Below are 20,884 nucleotides of genomic sequence, written 5' to 3' on the forward strand. Positions count from 1 at the left end.
AAAAAACGCCTGTGTGCGAAGGGAAAGTCCCACAGCACACAGGCGTTTTTTTATGGTCGGGCCGGAAGTCTGCTCAGTTTTTGCTGGCCAGTGCTTCAAACATCCGGGCAATGGCTTCTGCGCCGGGGTCGGGCACGTTGGCCAGTTTTGCATCTGGTACGTAGGAGGCGCGGCCAGCATTGGCGTGCGTCATGCGTCTGGTGGCGTCTGCCCCTTCCCGGGCGGCCTGTGCGGCCTCCGCCAGCGTGCCGCCTGCGGCCAGAACCGTAAAGGCAGGATGCAGGGCATCAATCATGGTGCGGTCCCCCGGTTTGGCGCCCCCATGCTGCTGCATGGCGGTCAGGCCTTCCGCCAGAGCGCTGGCCCATGGGGCGGAGCTGCGTCCGGCGGCAGAGAACATGATGGAGAGCAGAACACCGCTGGACCCACCGGCATGCCGGGCGAGAATAGCTCCAAAAGTCGCAAACAGCGCCTGCGGGTTTTCCAGAGGCAGGCGGTCAACCGTTTTCAGGATTTCCTGCGCCCCTTCCGCAAAGGTGGACCCGGCATCGCCATCCCCGATCTGTGCATCCAGCGCGTTCAGGGCTTCCGCATTGCTGATCAGGGTTTCCGCCGCATGCCGGATCAGAGCGTCCACCACCGGGTTGGAGGATGCCGGGAAACGGAATGTTTCCGGGAGCGCGGGCAGGGGGCGCACCACAGGCGGTGCAAATGGCGTGGCACCCGGCCATGCCCAGGGTTCCACCGGAGCACTCAGGGCTTCCACAATTTCAGGAGAGAGAGGGACAGCCGTCAGGGAGAAGCCGTTCATGTCCAGCGCCGTCATCATGGGGGCCGGGCCAATAATCAGATCCGTTTTTCCGGCCAGATCGGTTTTGGCAAATGCGTTGAGCAGAAGCGTCATTTCAAGCGGAGGAACGCTGCCGAGCATATTCAGCAGAATGCCGTAGCGTTCCTGTGTGCCGGAGGCATTTTTGGCGGGCAGGGCTTTTGCGAGTGTGTCCGCTGCCTGCGCCATCAGCGTATCAGCCTGCGCCAGCGCAATCTGCTGCGCCCCCGGCTCCCCGTGGATGCCTAAACCCAGTTCGGCCTGTTCTGCTGTCAGACGCGTTGTGTGGGCCGGGTCATACGCATTACAATCGGTCAGGGAGAGGCCGATAGAGGAGATCTGCGCTGCGGCGGCACGCGCGCGTTCGGCCACACGGGCCAGAGATTCGCCCTGACTGGCGGCATAGCCTGCAATTTTATGCACCAGAACGGTGCCCGCCAGACCACGGGCAAAGCGGTTATCTGGCAGGGCGATATCATCCCCCACCACGACGGTTTCCACCTGATAACCCATGCTGCGTGCCTGCTCGGCAGCCAGCGCAAAATTCAGGCGGTCCCCGGTATAGCTTTTAATCACCAGCAGACAGCCCGCCTTGCCGGTAACCGCCAGAATCCCAGCCAGAATAGCGTCCACACTGGGGGAGGCAAAAAGTGAGCCGCAGACAGCCGCATCCAGCATGCCAGCGCCCACAAACCCGGCATGGGTTGGTTCATGCCCGGCCCCACCGCCGGAAATGACAGCAACATGGTCAGGATTGCGGTCTTTTCTCAGCACAACGCGAATATCAGGATATCCGTCCAGCCGGCACAGATGCTGCCCCATGGAGGAGCGCAACAGGCCATCCAGAGAGTCCGTTACAAGAGTTTCGCGGGAGTTGAAAAAACGCTTCATAAACACTCTGGTCCTGTTGTTGCGCTGTATAGCGAGAACCGAAAGTGTAACCCCTCAGGGATTTTTGGAAAGGTCAGGGGCGCGGGCTCCCTCTGCATCTTCTGCAAAGGGAGCCCGCGGATTATCCTTATTACGCAGGAACGTAGACGTTTCCGCCTGCTTTGCGGAATTCTTCATTTTTCTGCTCAATACCGGCCATGCGGGCGGCATCTTCCTTCAGATCCTGACTGATTCGCATGGAGCAGAATTTGGGGCCGCACATGGAGCAGAAATGCGCGGATTTATGCGCTTCCTTCGGCATCGTTTCATCGTGATAGGCACAGGCCGTATCCGGATCGAGCGAGAGGTTGAACTGATCCTGCCAGCGGAAGGAGAAGCGCGCACGGCTCAGTGCATCATCCCGCAGTTTTGCCGCCGGGTGGCCTTTGGCAAGGTCTGCCGCGTGGGCGGCAATGCGGTAGGTGATCACGCCGGTTTTCACATCATTGCGATCAGGCAGGCCGAGATGCTCTTTGGGGGTGACGTAGCAGAGCATGGCGGTGCCAAACCAGCCGATCATGGCCGCGCCAATGGCTGAGGTAATGTGGTCATACCCCGGTGCAATATCCGTGGTCAGCGGGCCAAGCGTGTAGAACGGAGCTTCGCCACAGTCACGCAACTGCTTGTCCATGTTCTCCTTGATCTTGTGCATGGGCACATGGCCCGGCCCTTCGATCATCACCTGACAGCCTTTGGCCCATGCAATCTGCGTCAGTTCCCCCAGCGTTTCCAGCTCGGCAAACTGGGCGGCGTCATTGGCGTCGGCAATGCTGCCGGGGCGCAGGCCATCCCCCAGAGAGAAGGAGACATCATATGTGCGCATGATGTCGCAGATCTCTTCAAAATGCTCATACAGGAAGCTCTCGCGGTGGCCGTTCAGGCACCAGCTTGCCATGATGGAGCCGCCACGGGAGACAATGCCGGTCACGCGTTTTGCCGTCAGCGGCACATGCTGGAGGCGCACACCGGCATGGATGGTGAAGTAATCCACACCCTGCTCGGCCTGTTCAATCAGCGTATCGCGGAAGATTTCCCAGCTCAGTTTGCTGACATCCCCGCCCACTTTTTCCAGCGCCTGATATAGCGGCACGGTGCCAATCGGCGTGGGGGAGTTGCGCAGGATCCAGTCCCGGATGTTGTGGATATTGCGGCCGGTGGAGAGGTCCATCACCGTATCGGCCCCCCAGCGGATGGACCAGACCAGCTTTTCAACTTCTTCCGCAGCGGAGGAGGTGACCGCAGAGTTGCCGATATTGGCGTTTACTTTCACAAGAAAGTTACGGCCAATAATCACCGGCTCAAGTTCGGGATGGTTGATGTTTGCGGGAATAATGGCGCGGCCACGGGCAATTTCTTCCCGCACAAATTCCGGCGTCACGAAGGACGGGATGGCGGCACCAAAGGAATTCCCGTCTTCAAGCCGGGCAGCGGCCTCTTCCGCCGCTTTCAGGCGGCCCAGATTTTCGCGGTGGGCCACGTAAATCATCTCTTCCGTGATGATCCCGGCTTTTGCAAATTCATACTGCGTAACGGGCGTGCCCGCCTGACCTTGCAGCACGGTATGCGGGGCCGGACAGGGGGCTACAAGCTGCTCGCCCTGTGCGCCACCGTTATCTTCCGGTTTGACAGCACGCGGCGTGGCCTGAACCAGAGCGCGCTGTGCAAGCCATGCCGCACGGGGCTTGGGCAGACCGGCGCGTACGTCAATCTCAGCTCCACTGTCCGTGTAGGGGCCGGAGGTATCGTACACGCGCAGAGGGGGCTCATTGGCGGACGGGTCCAGCAGGATCTCACGGAACGGCACGCGGATATCGGGGCGGCCTTCCGGGCTGGAATAGACTTTTCTGGAGCCGCGAATGGGGCCGGTTGTCACCTGCCCGGGGGCGGGTGCGGCCGTGTTGGCGGGTTTCGGGTTTCCGGTAACAGCCTGCGGGGCTGTTCTGGTGGTTTCAGTTTGGGTCACAGCGTTCTCCTCTGCCCAGAGGAGGACAGAGGCCGGAAGTGGGGCGGCTACGTAGGGTGCGGTGTACGGACCTTCAGCAGCAGCATCTTCTGGCACCAGTCCCTCCGCCGGTATGATCCGGATCAGGTTCCCCACCAGTGCAGTATGCCTCTGGTGGCAGGGTCACCACGCATTGTCCCTGCGGGACATAGTGGACTCTCAGTTCCTTGTCGGAACCCCCCTTGGTCTATGTTCTGGAGCAGATAGCGTTCAGGGCCGCTCTGTCAAGAAAAAACAGGCGGGAAAAACTGGGTGTGATAACGCGTTTTGCCGGGCACGAACGGCCGCATGCCGCGTTGAAGGCGGGTGCTGTCAGAAGCTGGAAATTTCCCTGTCTGAAAGGGGCGTCAAAAGACCTGATTTGCCGCAAAAGAATAAAAAAATGTCATTTTTCATGCAACCGTTGCAAAAGTGTGGTATTAAGAAGGCATGCAAGCAGAAAGAACCAAAGCTCAGGAAGCAATCGCGAACGTCGAAATCTCCCCTCATGCCCACCGTGTCTTATGGATAGCTGCACTTGTTGCTGCCATATGTGGCGGTCTTTACGGGTATGATACGGGTATTATTTCCGGCGCTCTTCTTCTTATTACAAAAGATTTTCACTTAACTTCCGGTCAGGAAGAACTGGTGACCTCCGCCATTCTGGTCGGGGCGGTTGTAGGGGCGTTGTGCGTCTCATGGCTGTCGGAACGGTTTGGCCGGCGTAATTCGGTGATGATTGTCACAGGTGTGTTTGTGCTTGGCGCAGTCGCCTGTTCCCGCGCGCCGGATGTCACGTCTCTGATTATTGCCCGTGTTTTTCTGGGGCTTGCCGTAGGCGGTGCCACGCAGGTGGTGCCAACCTACATCTCGGAACTGGCCCCTGCCAGCAAGCGCGGCAATCTGGTCACCATGTTTAACGTCGCCATTGGTGTCGGTATTTTCCTTGCAAACCTTGTCGGGTTTACCATGCGGGAAGCCTGGGGCTGGCGCCCGATGATTTCCGTTGCGGCTCTGCCTGCGGCATTTGTCTTTGTGTGCATGTTCTTCCTGCCCAAAAGTCCGCGCTGGGCCGCGGAAAATGAAGGGCTGGAATCCGCTGTTGAGCATCTCAGCCGCGTGCGCAGCTCCCGCAAGGCCATCCGTCGGGAAATTCGGGAAATTCATGAAAATGCCTCGGATATTGATGAGGACGAGCGCGGCTGGAAAGGTCTGATGCTGCCATGGGCCCGTCCAGCGGTGGTCGCGGCTCTGGGCATTGCCTTCTTCACGCAGGCCGGTGGTCTGGAGATGATGATTTACTACGCACCGACCTTCCTGTCGGATGCCGGGTTTGGTAATTCCGCAGCGCTGCTGGCCAGCCTTGGGATTTCCATTGTCTATCTGGTCATGACCCTGCTGGGCTGCATTTTTGTGGACCGTATTGGCCGCCGCCGTCTGGTGCTGATCATGGGGCCGGGGTCCGTCCTCAGTCTGATCGGGCTGGGCATTATGTTTGCCATCCATCCGGACAAAGGCAGCGTCGGGAGCTGGGCGATTATCGCGTTCCTGCTGCTGTTCATGATGTTTAATGCCGGTGGTATTCAGGTTGTGGGCTGGCTGCTGGGGGCCGAGCTGTTCCCGCTGCCCATGCGTGCAGCCGCAACCAGCGTGCATGCCGCTGTGCTGTGGGGGGCCGATCTGCTGGTGACTTCAACGGCGCTGACACTGGTGCAGATTGTCACGCTGGGCGGCACCATGTGGATTTATGCCGGGGTCAATCTGGCCTCTGTGCTGTTTGTCTACTTCCTTGTGCCGGAAACGGCGGGGGCAACGCTGGAGGATATCGAGACCGCTCTGCGCCGTGGCGAATTCAGGCCGCGTGTGGGGCAGGACCCGCGCATCCGCTCCTACGATGAAGAAGAGAATGAAGACGCTGTTCAGGCGACGTCTGCTGCCTGAAGCGTAGTGGTCTGAGTAAAGACCGGAAGAAAGGCTCCTGCGGGGGCCTTTCTTTTTGCCCGGTTCTTGTTTTTGTTGGGCGAGAGTGGCCTCTCAGCGGAAAACCAGCCCGCCATCAATCATGACGGACTGACCCGTCATGTAGTCCGCATCAGCACTTGCAAGGTAGGACACAAACGCTGCCACATCGTCCGGTGTTTCAACCCGGCCCAGTGCAATGCCCTCCACATATTTTTTGTAGGTTGCGCCAATTTCGGCCCCTGTGGTTTCCGCCATGCGGCGGTCAATTTCCGTCCACATATCTGTGCCCACAACGCCCGGACAATACGAGTTGACGGTAATGCCGGAGGACGCCAGTTCCTTGGCTGCCGCCTGCGTCAGCGCCCGGACGGCAAATTTGGTGGCGGAATAAATCCCCAGAAACGCGTAGCCCTCATGCCCGGCAATCGAGCAGGCATTGATAATTTTGCCTTTGCTTTTCTGGGCTTTGAACGCTTTGGCCGCAGCCTGAATACCCCATAGCGTGCCCTGCACGTTGATGCGGAAAATGGTTTCCACATCTTCAGGCGTTGCATCCACAACCGCACCCACATGCGCGATCCCGGCATTGTTGATCATGATATCGACATGGCCAAACGCCTTGCCGGCTTCCTGCACGACGGCAAAGACCTCGTCGCGCTGGCTGATATCAGCGGTCTGGATAAGCGTTTTGCCCCCAAGGGCCTCAATTTCCGCAGCAACAGCTTCAAGCTTATCTTTCTTGAGGTCTGTCAGAACGACAGAGGCTCCGTCGCGGGCGAGACGCAGGGCGATGCCGCGCCCGATTCCCTGCGCGGCCCCGGTGACAATGGCGGTTTTCCCGGCCAGTTTTTCTGAAAAAGACATGGCGTGATCTTCCTCCTCAAAGCGCATATTGCGCTGTCCTCAACGCTGGAAAAGCCAGCGGGTTTGGACAAGTGCAGAGGGAGGATGTCACGGGGTTGTGACCCCGGCCAGAGGCGCCCGCAAGGCGAGGCTCCGGCCGGGGGAGGCGTGCCCTTTTAGTGCGGGCGCGCGGTAAACTGTTCCAGCCAGTGGATGGTGTAATCCCCTTTCTGGAACTCAGGGTCAGCCAGAATGCGGCGGTGCAGCGGGATAACGGTTTTAATCCCTTCCACCACAAATTCATCCAGCGCACGATGCATGCGGGCAATGGCCTCGGCCCGTGTCGGGGCGTGGACAATGACCTTGGCAATCATGCTGTCGTAATACGGCGGCACCTTATAGCCGGTATAGAGCGCGCTATCGATGCGCACGCCCAGACCGCCCGGTGCGTGATACACCGCCACAGTGCCGGGGCACGGGGCAAAGGTATCCGGGTCTTCCGCATTGATACGGCATTCAATGGCGTGGCCGGAGAAGGTCACGTCAGACTGCGTGTAGCCCAGCTTTTCTCCTGCCGCGATGCGGATCTGCTCACGGACCAGATCAACATCACACACCATTTCCGTCACCGGATGTTCCACCTGCAGGCGGGTGTTCATCTCAATGAAGCAGAACTGCCCGTCCTGATACAGGAACTCCAGCGTGCCGGCATTGCGGTAGCCCATTTTGGAAAGGGCGTCCGTCACCGTCTTACCAATGGTGTCACGCTGCTCTGCTGTAATGGCCGGGGACCCGGCTTCTTCCAGCAGTTTCTGGTGGCGGCGCTGCAGGGAGCAGTCACGTTCCCCGAAATGCACCACGTTACCGTAGTTATCGCCCAGAATCTGGAGTTCGATATGCCGGGGCTTATCGAGGTATTTTTCCAGATAGACCGCATCATTGCCGAAGGCCGTGCGGGCTTCCGTGCGGGCCACGCTCCAGGCTTCCTCAATTTCGCTGGCATCCCGCGCGACTTTCATGCCGCGGCCGCCACCGCCTGCGGTTGCCTTGATCAGCACCGGATATCCGACCTGTTCCGCAACGGCACGGGCTTCATCCAGACTTTTCAGCTCACCGTCGGACCCGGGGACCAGCGGCACACCCAGCATTTCCATGGTGGTCTTGGCGGTAATTTTATCGCCCATCATGCGGATATGCTCCGCCGTGGGGCCGATAAAGGCCAGACCGTGAGCTTCCACCGTTTCCGCAAAATCGGCGTTTTCAGACAGAAAGCCATAGCCGGGGTGGATGGCTTCCGCGCCGGTAATGGTCGCGGCGGACAGAATGGCCGCGACGTTCAGGTAGGACTCCCGCGCAGCAGGCGGCCCGATACACACGGCTTCATCCGCCAGACGCACATGCATGGCGTCTTCATCCGCTGTGGAATGAACCGCTACGGTTTTGATGCCCAGTTCCCGGCAGGCGCGCAGGACACGAAGGGCAATCTCGCCGCGATTGGCGATGAGGATTTTGGAAAACATCACTCGATAATGGCGAGCGGCTGGCCAAATTCCACCGGGTCACCTGAGGTGACGAGCAGGGTTTTCACCGTGCCGGCTTTGGGAGCTTTGATCTGGTTGAAGGTTTTCATCGCTTCAATCAGCAGCAGGGTCTGGCCAGCGCTGACAATCTGCCCTTCGCTGACAAACGGGGGAGAGGACGGATCAGGCGTGAGATACGCCACACCAACCATCGGGCTGTTGACCGCGCCGGGATGGCGGGAGAGGTCAGCCGGGGCTGCGGCCACGGGGGCGGCAGGCGCTGCGACGGGTGCCGGAGCAGGGGCCGCGGCAACAGCAGCGGGTGCCACAGCCTGCACCGTTGCGGGGGCGCGGGCCACCCGGATGCGGCTGTCTTTCTCCGAGACCTCAATTTCAGTCAGTCCGGTGTCGGTCAGAATTTCGGCCAATGCCCGAATGGCATCTGCGTCCACGAGCAATCCGCTCATTGGTCATCCTCATCTAGAATAAGATCTGTCATTGCCTGCAATGCCAGAGAATACCCCGCCACGCCTAGCCCACATATCACGCCAACGGCGGCGCGGGACACATAAGACATGTGACGGAACGGTTCACGACGGTGAATGTTGGAGATATGCACCTCAATCACGGGCAGGTCCGTGGCCAGCAGGGCATCCAGCAACGCCACGGAGGTGTGGCTGTATCCCGCCGGGTTGATGATGATGCCGCGCGCACGCTTGCGGCATTCCTGCACCCAGGAAATCAGCTCCCCTTCAATGTTCGTCTGACGGAAGTCGATTGCCAGATCCAGCTTGTCGGCTGTCTGGATGCAGATCTGCTCCACATCATCCAGCGTGGCGCGGCCATAAATTTCCGGCTGGCGCTGGCCAAGCATATTCAGGTTCGGGCCGTTAAACACAGCGATGAGGGGTCTTTCCATAGTGTTCCGGGCCGTAGCACGATGCCGGACAGCATCCAAGAGAAGAGATGCCCGAGACCTCTTAATCCTGCGTAAAAACGTGCGTTCTGTTTCTGCTGGCCTGTGTCTGTTGCGGCGGAATGGGGGCGCGGGTGCCACGTTTTTGCCATTTGGGCCGGGCATGCAGGGGGAGAGCCAAAAGGTTTCAGCAGGCAGAAAGCGGTTGCTTTTTGTGCTGTGTCCCGGCTTTACTGGCCGGGTGAAACGGAAAACGGAGTAAACAAGCGGATGTCAGCCCTGCGCCGGGCACTTCTGGGAAGTGTGTTTGTTATGGCCTCCATGGCCTCTGGAGCGGCAGCGAAAGCCGCAGCTCAAGGACCACAGGGGACAACCTCATGGGCCGACTCCGTTCAGCGCGCTCTGGCCGCGCGTGAGCAGCAGGACCCCACTTTTGACGCCCCGGGAGCCGGACACTCCGCGCACGCACACCATTTCCAGAAAGGCATGGCAAGCTGGTATGGCGGGCGTTTCCATAACCGCCGCACGTCCTCTGGCGCGGCCTTTAACAAGGCCAGCCTGACCGCAGCCCACCCGACCGCGCCGCTGGGCAGCAAACTGCTCGTGACGTCTGAAGAGACCGGTCGCTCCGTTGTGGTGACGGTGAATGACCGTGGTCCCTACAGCCATAACCGCATTATTGATCTGTCACAGGCCGCTGCCGCACGTATTGGCATGCTCGGCGCTGGTGTGGCCCACGTGAAAATTGAGACCGCCCCGATTGAAGTGGCGTCTGCTCCGCAGGATGGCAGCGAATCTCTGGATTCCGGTGCCCTGCAGATGGATGCGGCGCAGCCGCAGTCCGGTGTGCGTGTTCTGCACCGTTCCCGCGCGAGATCAGCCCGCCACTAAACCCGGCGGCGCACCGAAGAGAGAAAAAGGTCGGTCAGGATGGTCCTGCACCGGCCTTTTTTGTGCGCCCCTCCCGCAAAGGATGCGGGATGATGGGGAAAATCAGAAGGTCAGCGGCTTGCGGCGTTCGCCCCGGGCGTAGATTTCCATCTCGGCATTGAGTTCCGCGCCCATCAGCACAACCCATGCGCTGACGAAGAACCACATCATAATGGCGATGACAGCCCCCAGAGGTCCGTAGGTGGCGTTATAACTGGCAATGTGCGCCACGTAATAAGAGAAGCCGAACGCCACGATAACCCATGTAATGGTGGCAAAAAGCGCCCCTGGAATAACCCATCGCCACAGGCCGGGCGTCTTGCGGTCCGGCCCGAAACGATAAAGCGCGGACATGGCCAGAATCTGGAAGGTGAACATAATCACCGGGCCGCTCCACTGGGCCAGAAACTCGATGGAGCCGGGCGGGGTGGGGATGTTCAGCCAGGCTGGCAGATTGAGCAGGAGCGGGAGTGCCACCATCAGCGCCAGTGTGAGAGCCGCACCCAGCACGGCGGACAGTGTCATGGCCAGCGCTGTCAGCTGAAATACAAAGAAGTTACGGTTTTCCTGTGTGTTGTAAGCGATGTTCAGGGCTGCCAGAATCGATTTTGTGGCCGCAGAGGCAGACCACAGCGCCACGCTGAGCGAGATCACGAGGGTGACGGTCAGAGAGCTGTGTGGCTCGGCCACCAGTGTCTGAATCCGGTCATAAATCAGAGCATAGGCTCCCGGTGGCAGCAAATTCCGCAGGACTTCAAGCTGAGGGGTGACTGTCTGCACATCAAACGCCAGCCCGTAGATGGAAATCAGGGAACTGATGGCCGGGAAGAGGGACAGGGTGGTATAAAAAGCGCAGCCTGCGGCCACGAGGGTGGTCGGGCCGGAAATCAGGCTTTTGAACGTCAGTGTAAAAATGGCTTTCCAGTCCCGCCACCGCAGTGCGGAAGGGCGCGAGAAAGTCGGGTTATGGGCTGAGGCGTCTGTGGTCTGCCCCTGTGCGGGGGCCTGATCATGCGGACGCGGAGCGGCTGGATCACAGAGAACCTGCATCGTTTATAAAGCATCCTTTTTGGTGTGCTGTAACGGGCGGTTCCCTTCACGGAAGAGAACGGGGGTTCTGCAATGTTCAGAAGGCTGTGCAGACGTGAAGAAACCGAATGAAGCCCGGTTTTATAGCCCCTCAGGCCTGTTTTCCATGTTTTTTTAAAACTGTCCTTTTTTTGACTTGCGCTTGTGGCGTTCTGGCCTCATATGCACCCCCCTACGCAGCAACGCACGTGCCACTGGCCCTCTGAGGTTACGCAACGACGTCAAGCGTTCTGGCAATCTGGGTTTCCGTTTTTTAGGAGCCCTTCTCTGGTCGCTGGTCCGTTAGACCGTTTCGCAACTCCTCCTCGCGTATTTATCAAAAGCGATGGAGCCTTATATTGGGGGAATGGGTGGGATGAATCCCAAAATCGCCCGTTTTTTCGCTGAGCAAAAGCCAGCAACGCCTTGCCTCGTCGTCGATGTCGATCAGGTTGAGGCGCGTTATCATGCCCTGACAAGCGCTCTGCCGCATGCGCGGGTGTATTATGCCGTCAAGGCGAATCCGGCCATGCCGATTCTGAACAGACTGGTAGGGCTTGGGTCCTGCTTTGATGCCGCCTCCTGGGAGGAAGTGTCTCTCTGTCTGGAAGCCGGTGCGGCGCCTGATGCCATTTCCTTTGGCAATACAGTCAAAAAAGTCTCTGCCATCCGGGCCGCTTATGAGGCCGGGGTGCGGATGTTTGTGTTTGACTGCCGGGAAGAGCTGGAAAAGCTGGCGGCGCATGCCCCCGGGTCCCGCGTGTATTGCCGCCTGCTGGTGGATAATGACGGCGCGGAATGGCCGCTGTCCCGCAAGTTCGGCACGACGCTCGACTCCGCACGGGAGCTGATGCTTCTGGCGCGTGAGCTGGGGCTGGACCCGTATGGCCTGTCCTTCCATGTCGGCAGCCAGCAACTGTCTTCTGATGCGTATGAGGTAGCGATTGCCCGTGTGGCCGCGCTGTTTACAGACCTCAGCGCAGCCGGGCTGGACCTGCGTATGGTCAATCTGGGTGGTGGTTTCCCGGTCCGTTATCGTGCGGATGTGCCGGAAATTGACCATTTCGCGCAGGCAATCAGCCACGCCATGACCACCCATTTCGGCAATGCCCTGCCGGAAATGCTGGTGGAGCCGGGCCGCTTTATTGTGGGTGAGGCCGGGGTTGTGCGGTCAGAAGTGGTGCTGGTCAGCCGCCGTGGGCGGGAAAACGGCCCGCGCTGGGTCTATCTGGATATCGGCCGTTTTGGTGGTCTGGCAGAAACGGAAGGTGAAGCCATTCGCTACGCCATTCGCACGGCACGGGACGGCGGCCCCACAGGCCCCGTCGCTATTGCCGGCCCGACCTGTGATGGTGCGGATATCATGTATGAAAAGACAGCCTATGAGCTGCCTCTTGCGCTGGAAGCCGGGGAACAGGTGGATCTGGAAGCGACGGGCGCTTACGTCTCGACCTATTGCTCCACCCGGTTCAATGGCTTTCAGCCACTGACCGAACATTATATCTGATATGTTTTAACAGGGGAGCAGGCCTTTCAGAGCCTGCTCCCCTTGTTTTATGCCTCTTCCGCCCGGACCAGACACAACGGCAGCCCAGCCTTGTGCGGGCCTGCCTTTGCAGATGGACTGATCTGGCTCAACACTCTCCCGAACTTTTATGACGGATCTGGAGAGATTTCATGAAAAAAACAGGACTGATGCTTGCGGCTCTTCTGGCCTCTGTGGCTTCTGCCGGAGCAGGGTTTGCACAGACCACCAGTTCCGCAACATCCGCCCCAGCGGCTTCACCTGCTGTAGCAGATGCCGCAGCGCAGGATTTTGGACGCCTCTCTGTGGATGGCGGCACGGCCTTTGAAGATATCGGTCTGGCGCGTCAGGCTATTTTTGACGGGGATCTGGAAACAGCGGGGCGGCTGATTACAGACGCCAGTACAGCGCTGGAACGCGCCCGCGTAGACAATACAGCCTTCCAGAAGGCGGAAACAGATCTGCAACCCGCCAAAACAAAAGCTGCACAGCCTGCTCACACGGCGTCTGCCAGCAGCACGCCGGTAGCATGGTTACCGATTGATGGAGAGCTTGTGCTGGACGAGGCAATTGAGCCGTCTCCCGAAAAAAACGCGGCGGTTGCAGCCGCCAATCGCCATCTGCGGGCGGGTAATACGGCACGGGCCGGAGAGGTGCTGAAAGTCTCCGGTATTGATGCGGATTATATTATCGCTGCGGTTCCGCTTGAGCAGACCCGCAAAGATGTGTCCCGCGCTGCAAAGGTTCTTAAAGGGAACCCTTATAAGGCCAGTGAAGCCCTGCGGGATGCGCAGAACGCCGTGCGCTATGCGTCAGTCAATGTGCAGGCTGTGCCGCAGCAGGCTCCTGCTGCACCTCAGGCAAAATAAGCTACGGTTCACCATTGAGAGCCTGTGGCTGGCCCCCGGTTGCTTTGCGGCAGCCGGGGGCTTTTTGATTTACTGTTTCAGGAACGGGGCGGCTGCTTTCGGGGTGCCGTCCTCAATTGGTAACGCGGGATTACGGGACCATTCGTTCCATGACCCCATATAAATCCGCAGTTTTTTGAAACCGGCCTGAGAAAGAGCAACGTAGGTATTGGCGGCACGTGCGCCTTTGAAGCAATAAATGATGATATCATCATCAGGTTTCAGGCCACGGGATGCAGCAAGGGTAAGAGTTTCTTCTAGAGAGCGAAAAGACGCCTGTCCGTCAGAGACTTTCATAAACTCATACCATTCGATCCACACGGCTCCGGGAATACGGCCTTTCCGTGGGGCGAAGTCCACGCCATACGGGGACGAGCTTTCTGCCAGCCATTCCACTTTGTCACGATTATCCAGCAGGCGGACGCTGGGGTCTGTCAGCGCATGCAGCACATCCTGATAGGTTGCCATCAGACTATTCTGAAGAGAGACCGGAAAAACCGATCGCTCTGGTCTAGTTTTTTCCGTTGTCAGGTCGCCGCCAGCCTGTTTCCATGCCATCAGGCCACCATCAAGAATACCAACATTGGGGTAGCCCAGATAACGCAAAATCCAGTAGCCACGGCATGATCCGCCGTAGCGCGTATGTAACGCGTCCTCGTAAATAATCGCGGTTTTCGTACCATCGAGACCATATTCAGAGAACAGGGCTACAAATTTTTCCTGAAGGGTTTTCAGGCCGTATTCTGTTGTTTCTGCAAGATAGGTAAAGATATCCGGCATATTCACAGCGCCGGGCAGATGGCCTGCCTCAAAATCCTTGCTGTCACGCACGTCAATAAACACAACATTGCCTGTGGAGATAAGCTCCTGAACCTGTTTGGGGGAAAAAAGCACAGTACCGGACATTCATGGTCTCCACATCTGGTTGAATGTCTGGGCTTTTATCAGTCTCCATGGGGTCCCTGAAGAGGGTCTGTATGCGGTGCCGTTATGAGGCAGGCAGGATGCTCTCTGGCGTCCTGAAAATTCTGCGTTCGTTCGTGGTGTGTTTGAGGAATTAACAATATTTTTTCAGAATACGAAGTGGCTTTTAATGTGAAATTTTTGTTTATTGTTCTGTGTGCTGGGATGTTTTTGAGTTTCGGGGTATAATTTTCTACAAACATTCTGAAGGAACTCAGTCATGCAGTATCGTGAGCTTGGCCGTACCGGCATTCTGGTCAGTGAACTCTGTCTGGGCACCATGACATTTGGGCAGCAGAATACAGAAGCAGAAGGGCATGCCCAGCTTGATCTGGCTCTGGAGCATGGCGTCAATTTTATTGATACCGCCGAGCTTTATTCCATTCCGCCGCGCGCCGAGACATATGGCGCGACGGAAACAATTATCGGGAGCTGGCTGAAGGCGCGTGGGACGCGCGATAAAATTATTCTGGCCAGCAAGGTGGTTGGCCGGAGTCAGTCTCCGTGGTTCAGGCCTGACGGAGAGGAAGTGCGCCTGACGCCGCGCCAGATCCGTTACGCGCTGGAGCGCTCTTTGAAACGGCTCGGGACGGACTATCTGGATTTGTACCAACTGCACTGGCCGGATCGTAAAATCGGTTTGTTTGGTGAAGGGGGAACAACTTTCACAACGGTTTCAGACGCGGATGAAGTGCCGCTGGACGAAACGCTGGGTGTACTGGGGGATCTGGTGGCGGAAGGGAAAATCCGTCATGTTGGTCTTTCAAACGAAACCGCATGGGGTGTTGCAAAATCCCTTGCCTGCGCAAAAGAGGGCGCACCGCGTGTTGCCTCGATTCAGAATGCTTATAATCTGATCAACAGAACATTTGAAATTGGACTGGCGGAAATGGCATTGCGGGAGAAAGTCAGCCTGCTGGCCTACTCTCCACTGGCGCAGGGTTATCTCACGGGAAAATATCTGAACGGCGCGCGGCCTGCCGGTGCCCGGACGACGTTGTTCAACCGAGGCCAGCGTTATGAAAAACCGGGTGTGGATGTGGCCGTGGAAGCCTATCTGACCCTTGCGCGGGAAGAAGGGATCGACCCGGTGCAGTTTGCACTGGCGTTTGTGACGTCGCGCCCGTTTGTGACGTCCAATATCATCGGGGCGACCAGCGTGGAGCAACTGATGACGGCGTTAACATCCGTCACGGTCCAGATTACGCCGGAGCTGGAGGCTAAAATTAACGCGATTCATCAGGTCCATTCCAACCCGGCGCCGTAAAATAACAGGGCAAAAAGTGCTGGAGCGTGTCGGCGGATAAAGTCCTGACTGAACGCCGCGCAAAGCCACACCCGCCAGATATCTGGCGCGGTATGACCTTGCTAAGGCGTCTTGAGAGGGCGGCTTTTATTCCACCGCCGCCCGCAGGCCTGCCCCGGCGGCCAGTGGGCAGAGGGGGATGGCGGCAGCCAGGAACGCGCCCAGCAGTTCAAGGTCCGGAGCCCAGGGCAGGCCGGTGCGGGCAGCGTCAATCGCTGCGGCCCCAAAAATCAGGGCTGGCGTAATAAGCGGCAGCACCAGCAGGGGCAGAAGAACACCGCCGCGTCTGGCTCCCAGCACGATGGAGGCCCCCATGCCTCCTATAAGAGAGAGGACCATCGACCCCAGCAGCAGACCCGCCAGTAAAATAGGCAGCGTGGCGGTGGGCAGGCCAAGCATAATAGCCAGCGGCACGGCGGCCAGCAGCAAGGGCACGCCGGTAGTCAGCCAGTGCGCGGTAATTTTGGCGAGCGCGACCAGAGAGGGCGGCAGACCCAGCAGCAGGAGCTGATCAAGTGATCCGTCTTCCAGCTCGGCCCCAAACAGGCGGTCCAGCGGTAGCAGGGCGGCCAGCAGGGCGCAGACCCAGATAATGCCTGGCGCCATGTGGCGCAGCAGCTCGGGCGAGGGGCCAAGCGCAAGTGGAAACAGCGTACCTGTTAAAATAAAGAAGAGAACCGCGCCCAGCGTGTCCGCGCCGTGGCGCAGGGCCAGCCGCAGGTCCCGGAGGACAACGGCACAAAAGAGCTCTATCATGCTGCGTTTCCTGCCAGACGGGTCTCTTCCGCATCCCACCAGCCCCGGCTCTGGTCTGGCATGCCGGGCAGGGCCAGATGGCTGACTTCTCCTAAAGGCAGAGGGACATGGGTTGTCGCCACAACAAGGCCGCCCTGCGCGCGATGGGCGGCAATGGCGTCTCCCAGCAGGTCTACGGCGGCGGCGTCCAGCCCGAGGCTCGGTTCATCCAGCAGCCAGAGCGGGGCCTGCGCCAGCAGTACACGGGCCAGCGCCGTGCGGCGCTTCTGCCCGGCGGACAGCAGGCGGGCGGGTAGGGTGGACAGATGCAGAAGGTCAACAGCTTTCAGGGCCGCGTCCATCTCTCCACCGCCAGCGCGGGCAAACAGCGCCAGATTTTCCTGCACGGTCAGGCTGGGCTTCAGGGCGTCCTGATGCCCCAGATACGCCACGCGGGCCGCATGCGCCGTCCGGTCCTGCGTGACAGGCACGCCATCCCACAGCAGAGCGCCGCCATCCGGGCGCCGCAAACCCGCGAGAACACGCAGCAGAGTGGACTTGCCCGCGCCGTTAGGGCCAGTCAGCAACAGCGCGCCGCCGGGGTCCAGCGTTAAGCTGACATCATCCAGCACCAGACGATCCCCCCGGAAAACTGACAGAGACTCAGCAACCAGCCGGGGAAAGGACTCGGAAAAAAGCTCGGAGATGGGACTTCTCCTTATTGTTACCAGTTAAACCCCGCCAAAGCCGGGGTGTTCGCGTTTTCGTGGTCGCCTGCCCGCTTGTGCAGCGCCAGACTGCCGGTATGTTCTACCGTCATCGGGATATCAAGCCGGCCGCCCGGAAGACCGGGTGAGTGCAAAACGCCGCACATGGCGGCGTGCCGGCTCCGGAACGTATCACCAGCCATGGGCTGTGATCGGGGAGAAGGGTTACTATGAAGACGGTTGGGCACGATTCACTCAAGACAGGTCGCACGCTCTCGGTTGATGGCAAGACCTACCATTATTTTTCCATTCCCGAAGCGGCAAAGACCATTGGCGATATCAGCCGTCTGCCTGTTTCGCTGAAAGTGCTGCTGGAAAATGTGCTGCGCTTTGAAGATGGTCATTCCTACAACGTGGATGACGCCAAGGCGATTGCAGGCTGGCTGCCGCAGGGAAGCAGCACTAAGGAAGTGCCGTTCAAGCCTTCCCGCATTCTGATGCAGGACTTTACCGGCGTGCCGGCTGTGGTCGATCTGGCCGCCATGCGCGACGGGATTGTGAAGCTGAACGGCAATCCGCAGAAGGTGAACCCGCTGGTGCCGGTCGATCTGGTGATTGACCATTCCGTGATGGTGGATGTCTACGGCTCACAGGATGCGCTGCAGAAAAACATCACGCTGGAATTCGAGCGCAATGGTGAGCGTTATGCGTTCCTGCGCTGGGGGCAGGAAGCGTTTGAAAACTTCTCGGTTGTCCCGCCGGATACGGGGATCTGCCATCAGGTGAACCTCGAATATATCGCGCAGGTTGCCTGGACCGCCAATGTGGATGGCAAAGACTACGTTTATCCAGACTCCCTGTATGGCACGGACAGCCACACGACCATGATCAACGGTCTGGGCGTTCTGGGCTGGGGTGTTGGCGGGATTGAGGCTGAAGCCGCCATGCTCGGTCAGCCGATTGCCATGCTGGTGCCGGACGTGATCGGCTTCCGCCTGACGGGCAAGCTGCCGGAAGGCGCGACTGCGACCGATCTGGTGCTGACGGTTACGCAGATGCTCCGTAAAAAGGGCGTTGTGGGCAAGTTTGTTGAGTTCTTTGGCCCGGCTCTGGACCACCTGCCGGTGGCTGACCGCGCAACCATTGCCAACATGGCTCCGGAATATGGCGCAACATGCGGCTTCTTCCCGGTTGATACGCTTACACTGGACTTCCTGCGTGAAACCGGCCGTGACGAACACCGCATCAAACTGACGGAAGAATACCTGCGCGCGCAGGATATGTTCCGCACATCCGACACGCCGGAACCCGTCTTTACGGATGTTCTGGAACTGGATCTGTCCACGGTTGTGCCATCCATCTCCGGCCCCAAACGCCCGCAGGACCGCGTGGTGCTGAAGGAAGCCAAAACCGCGTTTGAAAAAGAACTGACCTCTTCACTGGGTGTTCCGGCAAACGACGCAAACAAGAAAGTGCCGGTCGCCGGGACCAATTATGAAATTGGTCAGGGTGATATCGTTATTGCCGCCATCACCTCCTGCACCAATACGTCCAACCCGGCTGTGCTGATTGCCGCAGGGCTTGTGGCCCGCAAGGCCCGCGCCCTGGGCCTGACGCCGAAACCGTGGGTTAAGACCTCTCTGGCGCCCGGGTCTCAGGTGGTGACGGATTATCTGGACCGCTCCAAGCTGTCTGAAGATCTGGATGCCATGGGCTTCAACACGGTGGGCTACGGCTGCACCACCTGTATCGGGAACTCCGGCCCGCTGCCGTCCCATATTGTGGACGCCATTGAGAATAACGACCTTGTGGCCGTTTCTGTTCTGTCTGGTAACCGTAACTTTGAAGGCCGTATTTCCCCCAACGTGCGCGCCAACTATCTGGCCAGCCCGCCGCTGGTGGTTGCCTATTCTCTGCTGGGCACCATGCGGAAAGATATCACGACCGAACCGCTGGGCACCTCCAAGGATGGCAAGCCGGTTTATCTGAAAGATATCTGGCCTTCCAACAAGGAAATCGCGGATCTGATCGGGTCTTCCATCAACCGTGAAGAGTTCATCAACCGCTACAAGAACGTGTCTAAAGGCACGAAGGAGTGGCAGGACCTGAAGGTGGCCACAGGGTCTGAAACCTACAAGTGGGACCCGAACTCCACCTACGTGCAGGACCCGCCGTACTTCAAGGATATCACGCCGGAACCGGCAGCACGTGGCGGCATTGAAAACGCCCGTATCCTTGCTGTTCTGGGTGATAACATCACGACCGATCACATCTCACCCGCCGGTGCCATCAAGAAAGATTCTCCGGCAGGCCGTTATCTGATCGAGCATGGTGTGGAACCGCGGGACTTCAACTCCTACGGCTCACGTCGCGGGAATGACCGCGTGATGGTGCGTGGCACCTTCGCTAACATCCGTATCAAGAATGAGATGCTTCCCGGCACCGAAGGGGGGCTGTCCAAGCACTTCCCGGATGGCAAGGAAGGCTCCATTTACGATGTCGCCATGGAATACAAGAAAGAGGGCACCCCTCTGGTTGTGTTCGGCGGTAAGGAATACGGCATGGGGTCCTCCCGTGACTGGGCCGCGAAAGGCACCCTGTTGCTGGGCATCAAGGCCGTGATCGCGGAGAGCTTTGAACGTATCCACCGTTCCAACCTTGTGGGCATGGGCGTCCTGCCTCTGCTGTTCAAGGAAGGCACAACCCGCCAGACCCTGAAGCTGAAGGGTGATGAAATCATCACCATCAAAGGTCTGGAAAAAATCACCCCGCGGATGGATGTGACCATGACCATCACACGGGCTGACGGGTCTACGCAGGATGTGCCGCTTCTGTGCCGCGTCGATACACTGGACGAAGTTGAGTATTACCGGCATGGTGGCATTCTCCAGTATGTGTTGCGTGGGATGACCAAAGCTGCCTGACGATTTTCTTGTTCCACCGGAACATCAGAACGCCGGCCCGGATAACTCCGGGCCGGCTTTTTGCCTTGAAAATGAACCTGTTGTGCTGGACGCACAGGATATTCACAAAAGCTTTGGGGACGGTGCTATTCTGGGGGGCGTATCCCTTCAGGTGCGCAAGGGGGAACTTGTCTCCATCATCGGCCCTTCAGGGTGCGGGAAATCAACATTTCTGCGCTGTCTGAATTTTCTGGAAATTCCTGACCGTGGTACCATTAACGCCATGGGCGTGACCATTGCCCGGGATGGCGGGCCCTGGCGCCGGGCGGATGAGCACGTTGCGCACCGGCTCCGCACCCATGTCGGGATGGTTTTTCAAAACTTTAATCTTTTTCCGCATCTGAGCGTGCTTGATAACGTTCTGCTTGCCCCGCGTGTTGTGAAGGGCGAGACGGGACCGGCTGAGCGGGATGAGGCGATGGCGTTGCTGGAAAAGGTCGGGCTGGGCCGTGTGGCGCAGCGTTACCCTGTTTCTCTTTCTGGCGGGCAGCAGCAGCGCGCCGCTATTGCACGGGCGCTGGCTATGCGGCCCGAGATCATGCTGTATGACGAACCGACTTCGGCTCTGGACCCCATTGTGGCGGAGGAAGTGCTGGGTGTGATGCGCACGCTGGATGATGAAGGCATGACGCAGATTATTGTCACGCATGACATGCGGTTTGCGCAGGTGGCTTCAGATACAATCGTTTACATGGATGGCGGCCACATTATTGAATCCGGGCCGCCGGAAATCCTGTGTGTGAATCCGGCAGATGACCGGACCCGGCGTTTTTTGAGGACTGTTTTGTGAAGCACGGC

General features: G+C 58.8%; 18 protein-coding genes and 1 riboswitch. Of the genes, 7 read left to right on the top strand and 11 right to left on the bottom strand.

Features of this window, described 5'->3' with window-relative positions; genetic code table 11:
- Positions 1-73 precede the first annotated feature (73 nt).
- On the bottom strand, positions 74-1,720 hold the full coding sequence (locus tag KP699_RS01140) for a dihydroxyacetone kinase subunit DhaK (RefSeq protein WP_215761364.1): 1,647 nt from the start codon (positions 1,718-1,720) through the stop codon (positions 74-76).
- 130 nt (positions 1,721-1,850) lie between these two features.
- A complete protein-coding gene (thiC, locus tag KP699_RS01145; protein ID WP_215761365.1) occupies positions 1,851-3,722 on the bottom strand; it encodes a phosphomethylpyrimidine synthase ThiC in 1,872 nt (623 codons plus the stop codon).
- Positions 3,723-3,803: 81 nt separating this feature from the next.
- Positions 3,804-3,954: riboswitch (TPP riboswitch) on the bottom strand.
- A 236-nt stretch (positions 3,955-4,190) separates the two neighbouring features.
- Here thiC and KP699_RS01150 point away from each other — a divergent pair.
- Complete coding sequence (locus KP699_RS01150) at positions 4,191-5,681, top strand: sugar porter family MFS transporter (RefSeq protein ID WP_077930651.1); 1,491 nt, start codon at positions 4,191-4,193, stop codon at positions 5,679-5,681.
- Between the two features lie 93 nt (positions 5,682-5,774).
- Here KP699_RS01150 and KP699_RS01155 read toward each other — a convergent pair whose 3' ends face one another.
- The 4 genes from KP699_RS01155 to aroQ all read right to left on the bottom strand — a co-directional run bounded on the left by KP699_RS01155 (position 5,775) and on the right by aroQ (position 8,984).
- Positions 5,775-6,566, bottom strand: a complete 792-nt coding sequence (locus tag KP699_RS01155; RefSeq protein ID WP_215761366.1) for an acetoin reductase — start codon at positions 6,564-6,566, stop codon at positions 5,775-5,777.
- Between the two features lie 155 nt (positions 6,567-6,721).
- On the bottom strand, positions 6,722-8,065 hold the full coding sequence (gene accC, locus KP699_RS01160; RefSeq protein ID WP_025825993.1) for an acetyl-CoA carboxylase biotin carboxylase subunit: 1,344 nt from the start codon (positions 8,063-8,065) through the stop codon (positions 6,722-6,724).
- Entirely contained in the window at positions 8,065-8,532 is a 468-nt protein-coding gene (accB, locus tag KP699_RS01165) for an acetyl-CoA carboxylase biotin carboxyl carrier protein (protein ID WP_086655818.1), read from the bottom strand. Before accB ends, accC begins: the two co-directional genes overlap by 1 nt.
- The gene (aroQ, locus tag KP699_RS01170) at positions 8,529-8,984 is read right to left on the bottom strand and encodes a type II 3-dehydroquinate dehydratase (protein ID WP_025829366.1); all 456 of its coding nucleotides are present in this window, start codon (positions 8,982-8,984) and stop codon (positions 8,529-8,531) included. The genes accB and aroQ overlap by 4 nt, the downstream gene beginning before the upstream one ends.
- A 267-nt stretch (positions 8,985-9,251) precedes the next feature.
- On the opposite strand from aroQ, the gene KP699_RS01175 reads away from it, so the two are divergent.
- Complete coding sequence (locus tag KP699_RS01175) at positions 9,252-9,872, top strand: septal ring lytic transglycosylase RlpA family protein (protein ID WP_086655839.1); 621 nt, start codon at positions 9,252-9,254, stop codon at positions 9,870-9,872.
- Between the two features lie 102 nt (positions 9,873-9,974).
- Here the strand turns inward: KP699_RS01175 and KP699_RS01180 are convergent, their stop codons facing one another.
- Positions 9,975-10,961, bottom strand: a complete 987-nt coding sequence (locus KP699_RS01180) for a YihY/virulence factor BrkB family protein (RefSeq protein ID WP_086655817.1) — start codon at positions 10,959-10,961, stop codon at positions 9,975-9,977.
- Between the two features lie 394 nt (positions 10,962-11,355).
- On the opposite strand from KP699_RS01180, the gene KP699_RS01185 reads away from it, so the two are divergent.
- Together KP699_RS01185 and KP699_RS01190 are read left to right on the top strand one after the other, a co-directional pair.
- Positions 11,356-12,486, top strand: coding sequence for a type III PLP-dependent enzyme (locus KP699_RS01185; RefSeq protein WP_077931731.1), 1,131 nt, complete (start codon positions 11,356-11,358; stop codon positions 12,484-12,486).
- Between the two features lie 170 nt (positions 12,487-12,656).
- A complete protein-coding gene (locus tag KP699_RS01190) occupies positions 12,657-13,373 on the top strand; it encodes a YfdX family protein (protein ID WP_252346717.1) in 717 nt (238 codons plus the stop codon).
- 69 nt (positions 13,374-13,442) lie between these two features.
- Here KP699_RS01190 and KP699_RS01195 read toward each other — a convergent pair whose 3' ends face one another.
- Positions 13,443-14,318: a sulfurtransferase gene (locus KP699_RS01195; protein ID WP_215761367.1), complete on the bottom strand. Its 876-nt coding sequence runs from the start codon at positions 14,316-14,318 to the stop codon at positions 13,443-13,445.
- Between the two features lie 277 nt (positions 14,319-14,595).
- On the opposite strand from KP699_RS01195, the gene KP699_RS01200 reads away from it, so the two are divergent.
- The gene (locus tag KP699_RS01200; RefSeq protein WP_215761368.1) at positions 14,596-15,642 is read left to right on the top strand and encodes an aldo/keto reductase; all 1,047 of its coding nucleotides are present in this window, start codon (positions 14,596-14,598) and stop codon (positions 15,640-15,642) included.
- Positions 15,643-15,768: 126 nt separating this feature from the next.
- Here KP699_RS01200 and ccmB read toward each other — a convergent pair whose 3' ends face one another.
- From ccmB to KP699_RS01215, 3 genes are read right to left on the bottom strand one after another with little or no spacing between them, the layout of a single operon-like run.
- Positions 15,769-16,437: a heme exporter protein CcmB gene (gene ccmB, locus KP699_RS01205; RefSeq protein ID WP_215761369.1), complete on the bottom strand. Its 669-nt coding sequence runs from the start codon at positions 16,435-16,437 to the stop codon at positions 15,769-15,771.
- On the bottom strand, positions 16,434-17,123 hold the full coding sequence (ccmA, locus tag KP699_RS01210) for a heme ABC exporter ATP-binding protein CcmA (protein ID WP_215761509.1): 690 nt from the start codon (positions 17,121-17,123) through the stop codon (positions 16,434-16,436). Before ccmA ends, ccmB begins: the two co-directional genes overlap by 4 nt.
- A 17-nt stretch (positions 17,124-17,140) precedes the next feature.
- On the bottom strand, positions 17,141-17,290 hold the full coding sequence (locus tag KP699_RS01215; protein WP_215761370.1) for a hypothetical protein: 150 nt from the start codon (positions 17,288-17,290) through the stop codon (positions 17,141-17,143).
- A gap of 63 nt (positions 17,291-17,353) precedes the next feature.
- Here KP699_RS01215 and acnA point away from each other — a divergent pair, with 63 nt between their 5' ends.
- Both acnA and KP699_RS01225 read left to right on the top strand, forming a co-directional pair.
- Positions 17,354-20,047, top strand: coding sequence for an aconitate hydratase AcnA (gene acnA / locus KP699_RS01220; RefSeq protein WP_086655812.1), 2,694 nt, complete (start codon positions 17,354-17,356; stop codon positions 20,045-20,047).
- 82 nt (positions 20,048-20,129) lie between these two features.
- A complete protein-coding gene (locus KP699_RS01225; RefSeq protein WP_077930643.1) occupies positions 20,130-20,876 on the top strand; it encodes an amino acid ABC transporter ATP-binding protein in 747 nt (248 codons plus the stop codon).
- Positions 20,877-20,884 lie beyond the last annotated feature (8 nt).

This window comes from Acetobacter sp. P1H12_c (assembly GCF_018811975.1).
Taxonomy (GTDB): domain Bacteria; phylum Pseudomonadota; class Alphaproteobacteria; order Acetobacterales; family Acetobacteraceae; genus Acetobacter; species Acetobacter persici.

Excerpts from the sequence above, each read along its gene's own strand:
- KP699_RS01140 (WP_215761364.1), bottom strand. The coding sequence starts at position 1,720 with ATGAAGCGTTTTTTCAACTCCCGCGAAACTCTTGTAACGGACTCTCTG.
- KP699_RS01150 (WP_077930651.1), top strand. The coding sequence starts at position 4,191 with ATGCAAGCAGAAAGAACCAAAGCTCAGGAAGCAATCGCGAACGTCGAA.
- KP699_RS01155 (WP_215761366.1), bottom strand. The coding sequence starts at position 6,566 with ATGTCTTTTTCAGAAAAACTGGCCGGGAAAACCGCCATTGTCACCGGG.
- accC (WP_025825993.1), bottom strand. The coding sequence starts at position 8,065 with ATGTTTTCCAAAATCCTCATCGCCAATCGCGGCGAGATTGCCCTTCGT.
- accB (WP_086655818.1), bottom strand. The coding sequence starts at position 8,532 with ATGAGCGGATTGCTCGTGGACGCAGATGCCATTCGGGCATTGGCCGAA.
- aroQ (WP_025829366.1), bottom strand. The coding sequence starts at position 8,984 with ATGGAAAGACCCCTCATCGCTGTGTTTAACGGCCCGAACCTGAATATG.
- KP699_RS01175 (WP_086655839.1), top strand. The coding sequence starts at position 9,252 with ATGTCAGCCCTGCGCCGGGCACTTCTGGGAAGTGTGTTTGTTATGGCC.
- KP699_RS01180 (WP_086655817.1), bottom strand. The coding sequence starts at position 10,961 with ATGCAGGTTCTCTGTGATCCAGCCGCTCCGCGTCCGCATGATCAGGCC.
- KP699_RS01185 (WP_077931731.1), top strand. The coding sequence starts at position 11,356 with ATGAATCCCAAAATCGCCCGTTTTTTCGCTGAGCAAAAGCCAGCAACG.
- KP699_RS01190 (WP_252346717.1), top strand. The coding sequence starts at position 12,657 with ATGAAAAAAACAGGACTGATGCTTGCGGCTCTTCTGGCCTCTGTGGCT.
- KP699_RS01195 (WP_215761367.1), bottom strand. The coding sequence starts at position 14,318 with ATGTCCGGTACTGTGCTTTTTTCCCCCAAACAGGTTCAGGAGCTTATC.
- KP699_RS01200 (WP_215761368.1), top strand. The coding sequence starts at position 14,596 with ATGCAGTATCGTGAGCTTGGCCGTACCGGCATTCTGGTCAGTGAACTC.
- ccmB (WP_215761369.1), bottom strand. The coding sequence starts at position 16,437 with ATGATAGAGCTCTTTTGTGCCGTTGTCCTCCGGGACCTGCGGCTGGCC.
- KP699_RS01215 (WP_215761370.1), bottom strand. The coding sequence starts at position 17,290 with ATGTGCGGCGTTTTGCACTCACCCGGTCTTCCGGGCGGCCGGCTTGAT.
- acnA (WP_086655812.1), top strand. The coding sequence starts at position 17,354 with ATGAAGACGGTTGGGCACGATTCACTCAAGACAGGTCGCACGCTCTCG.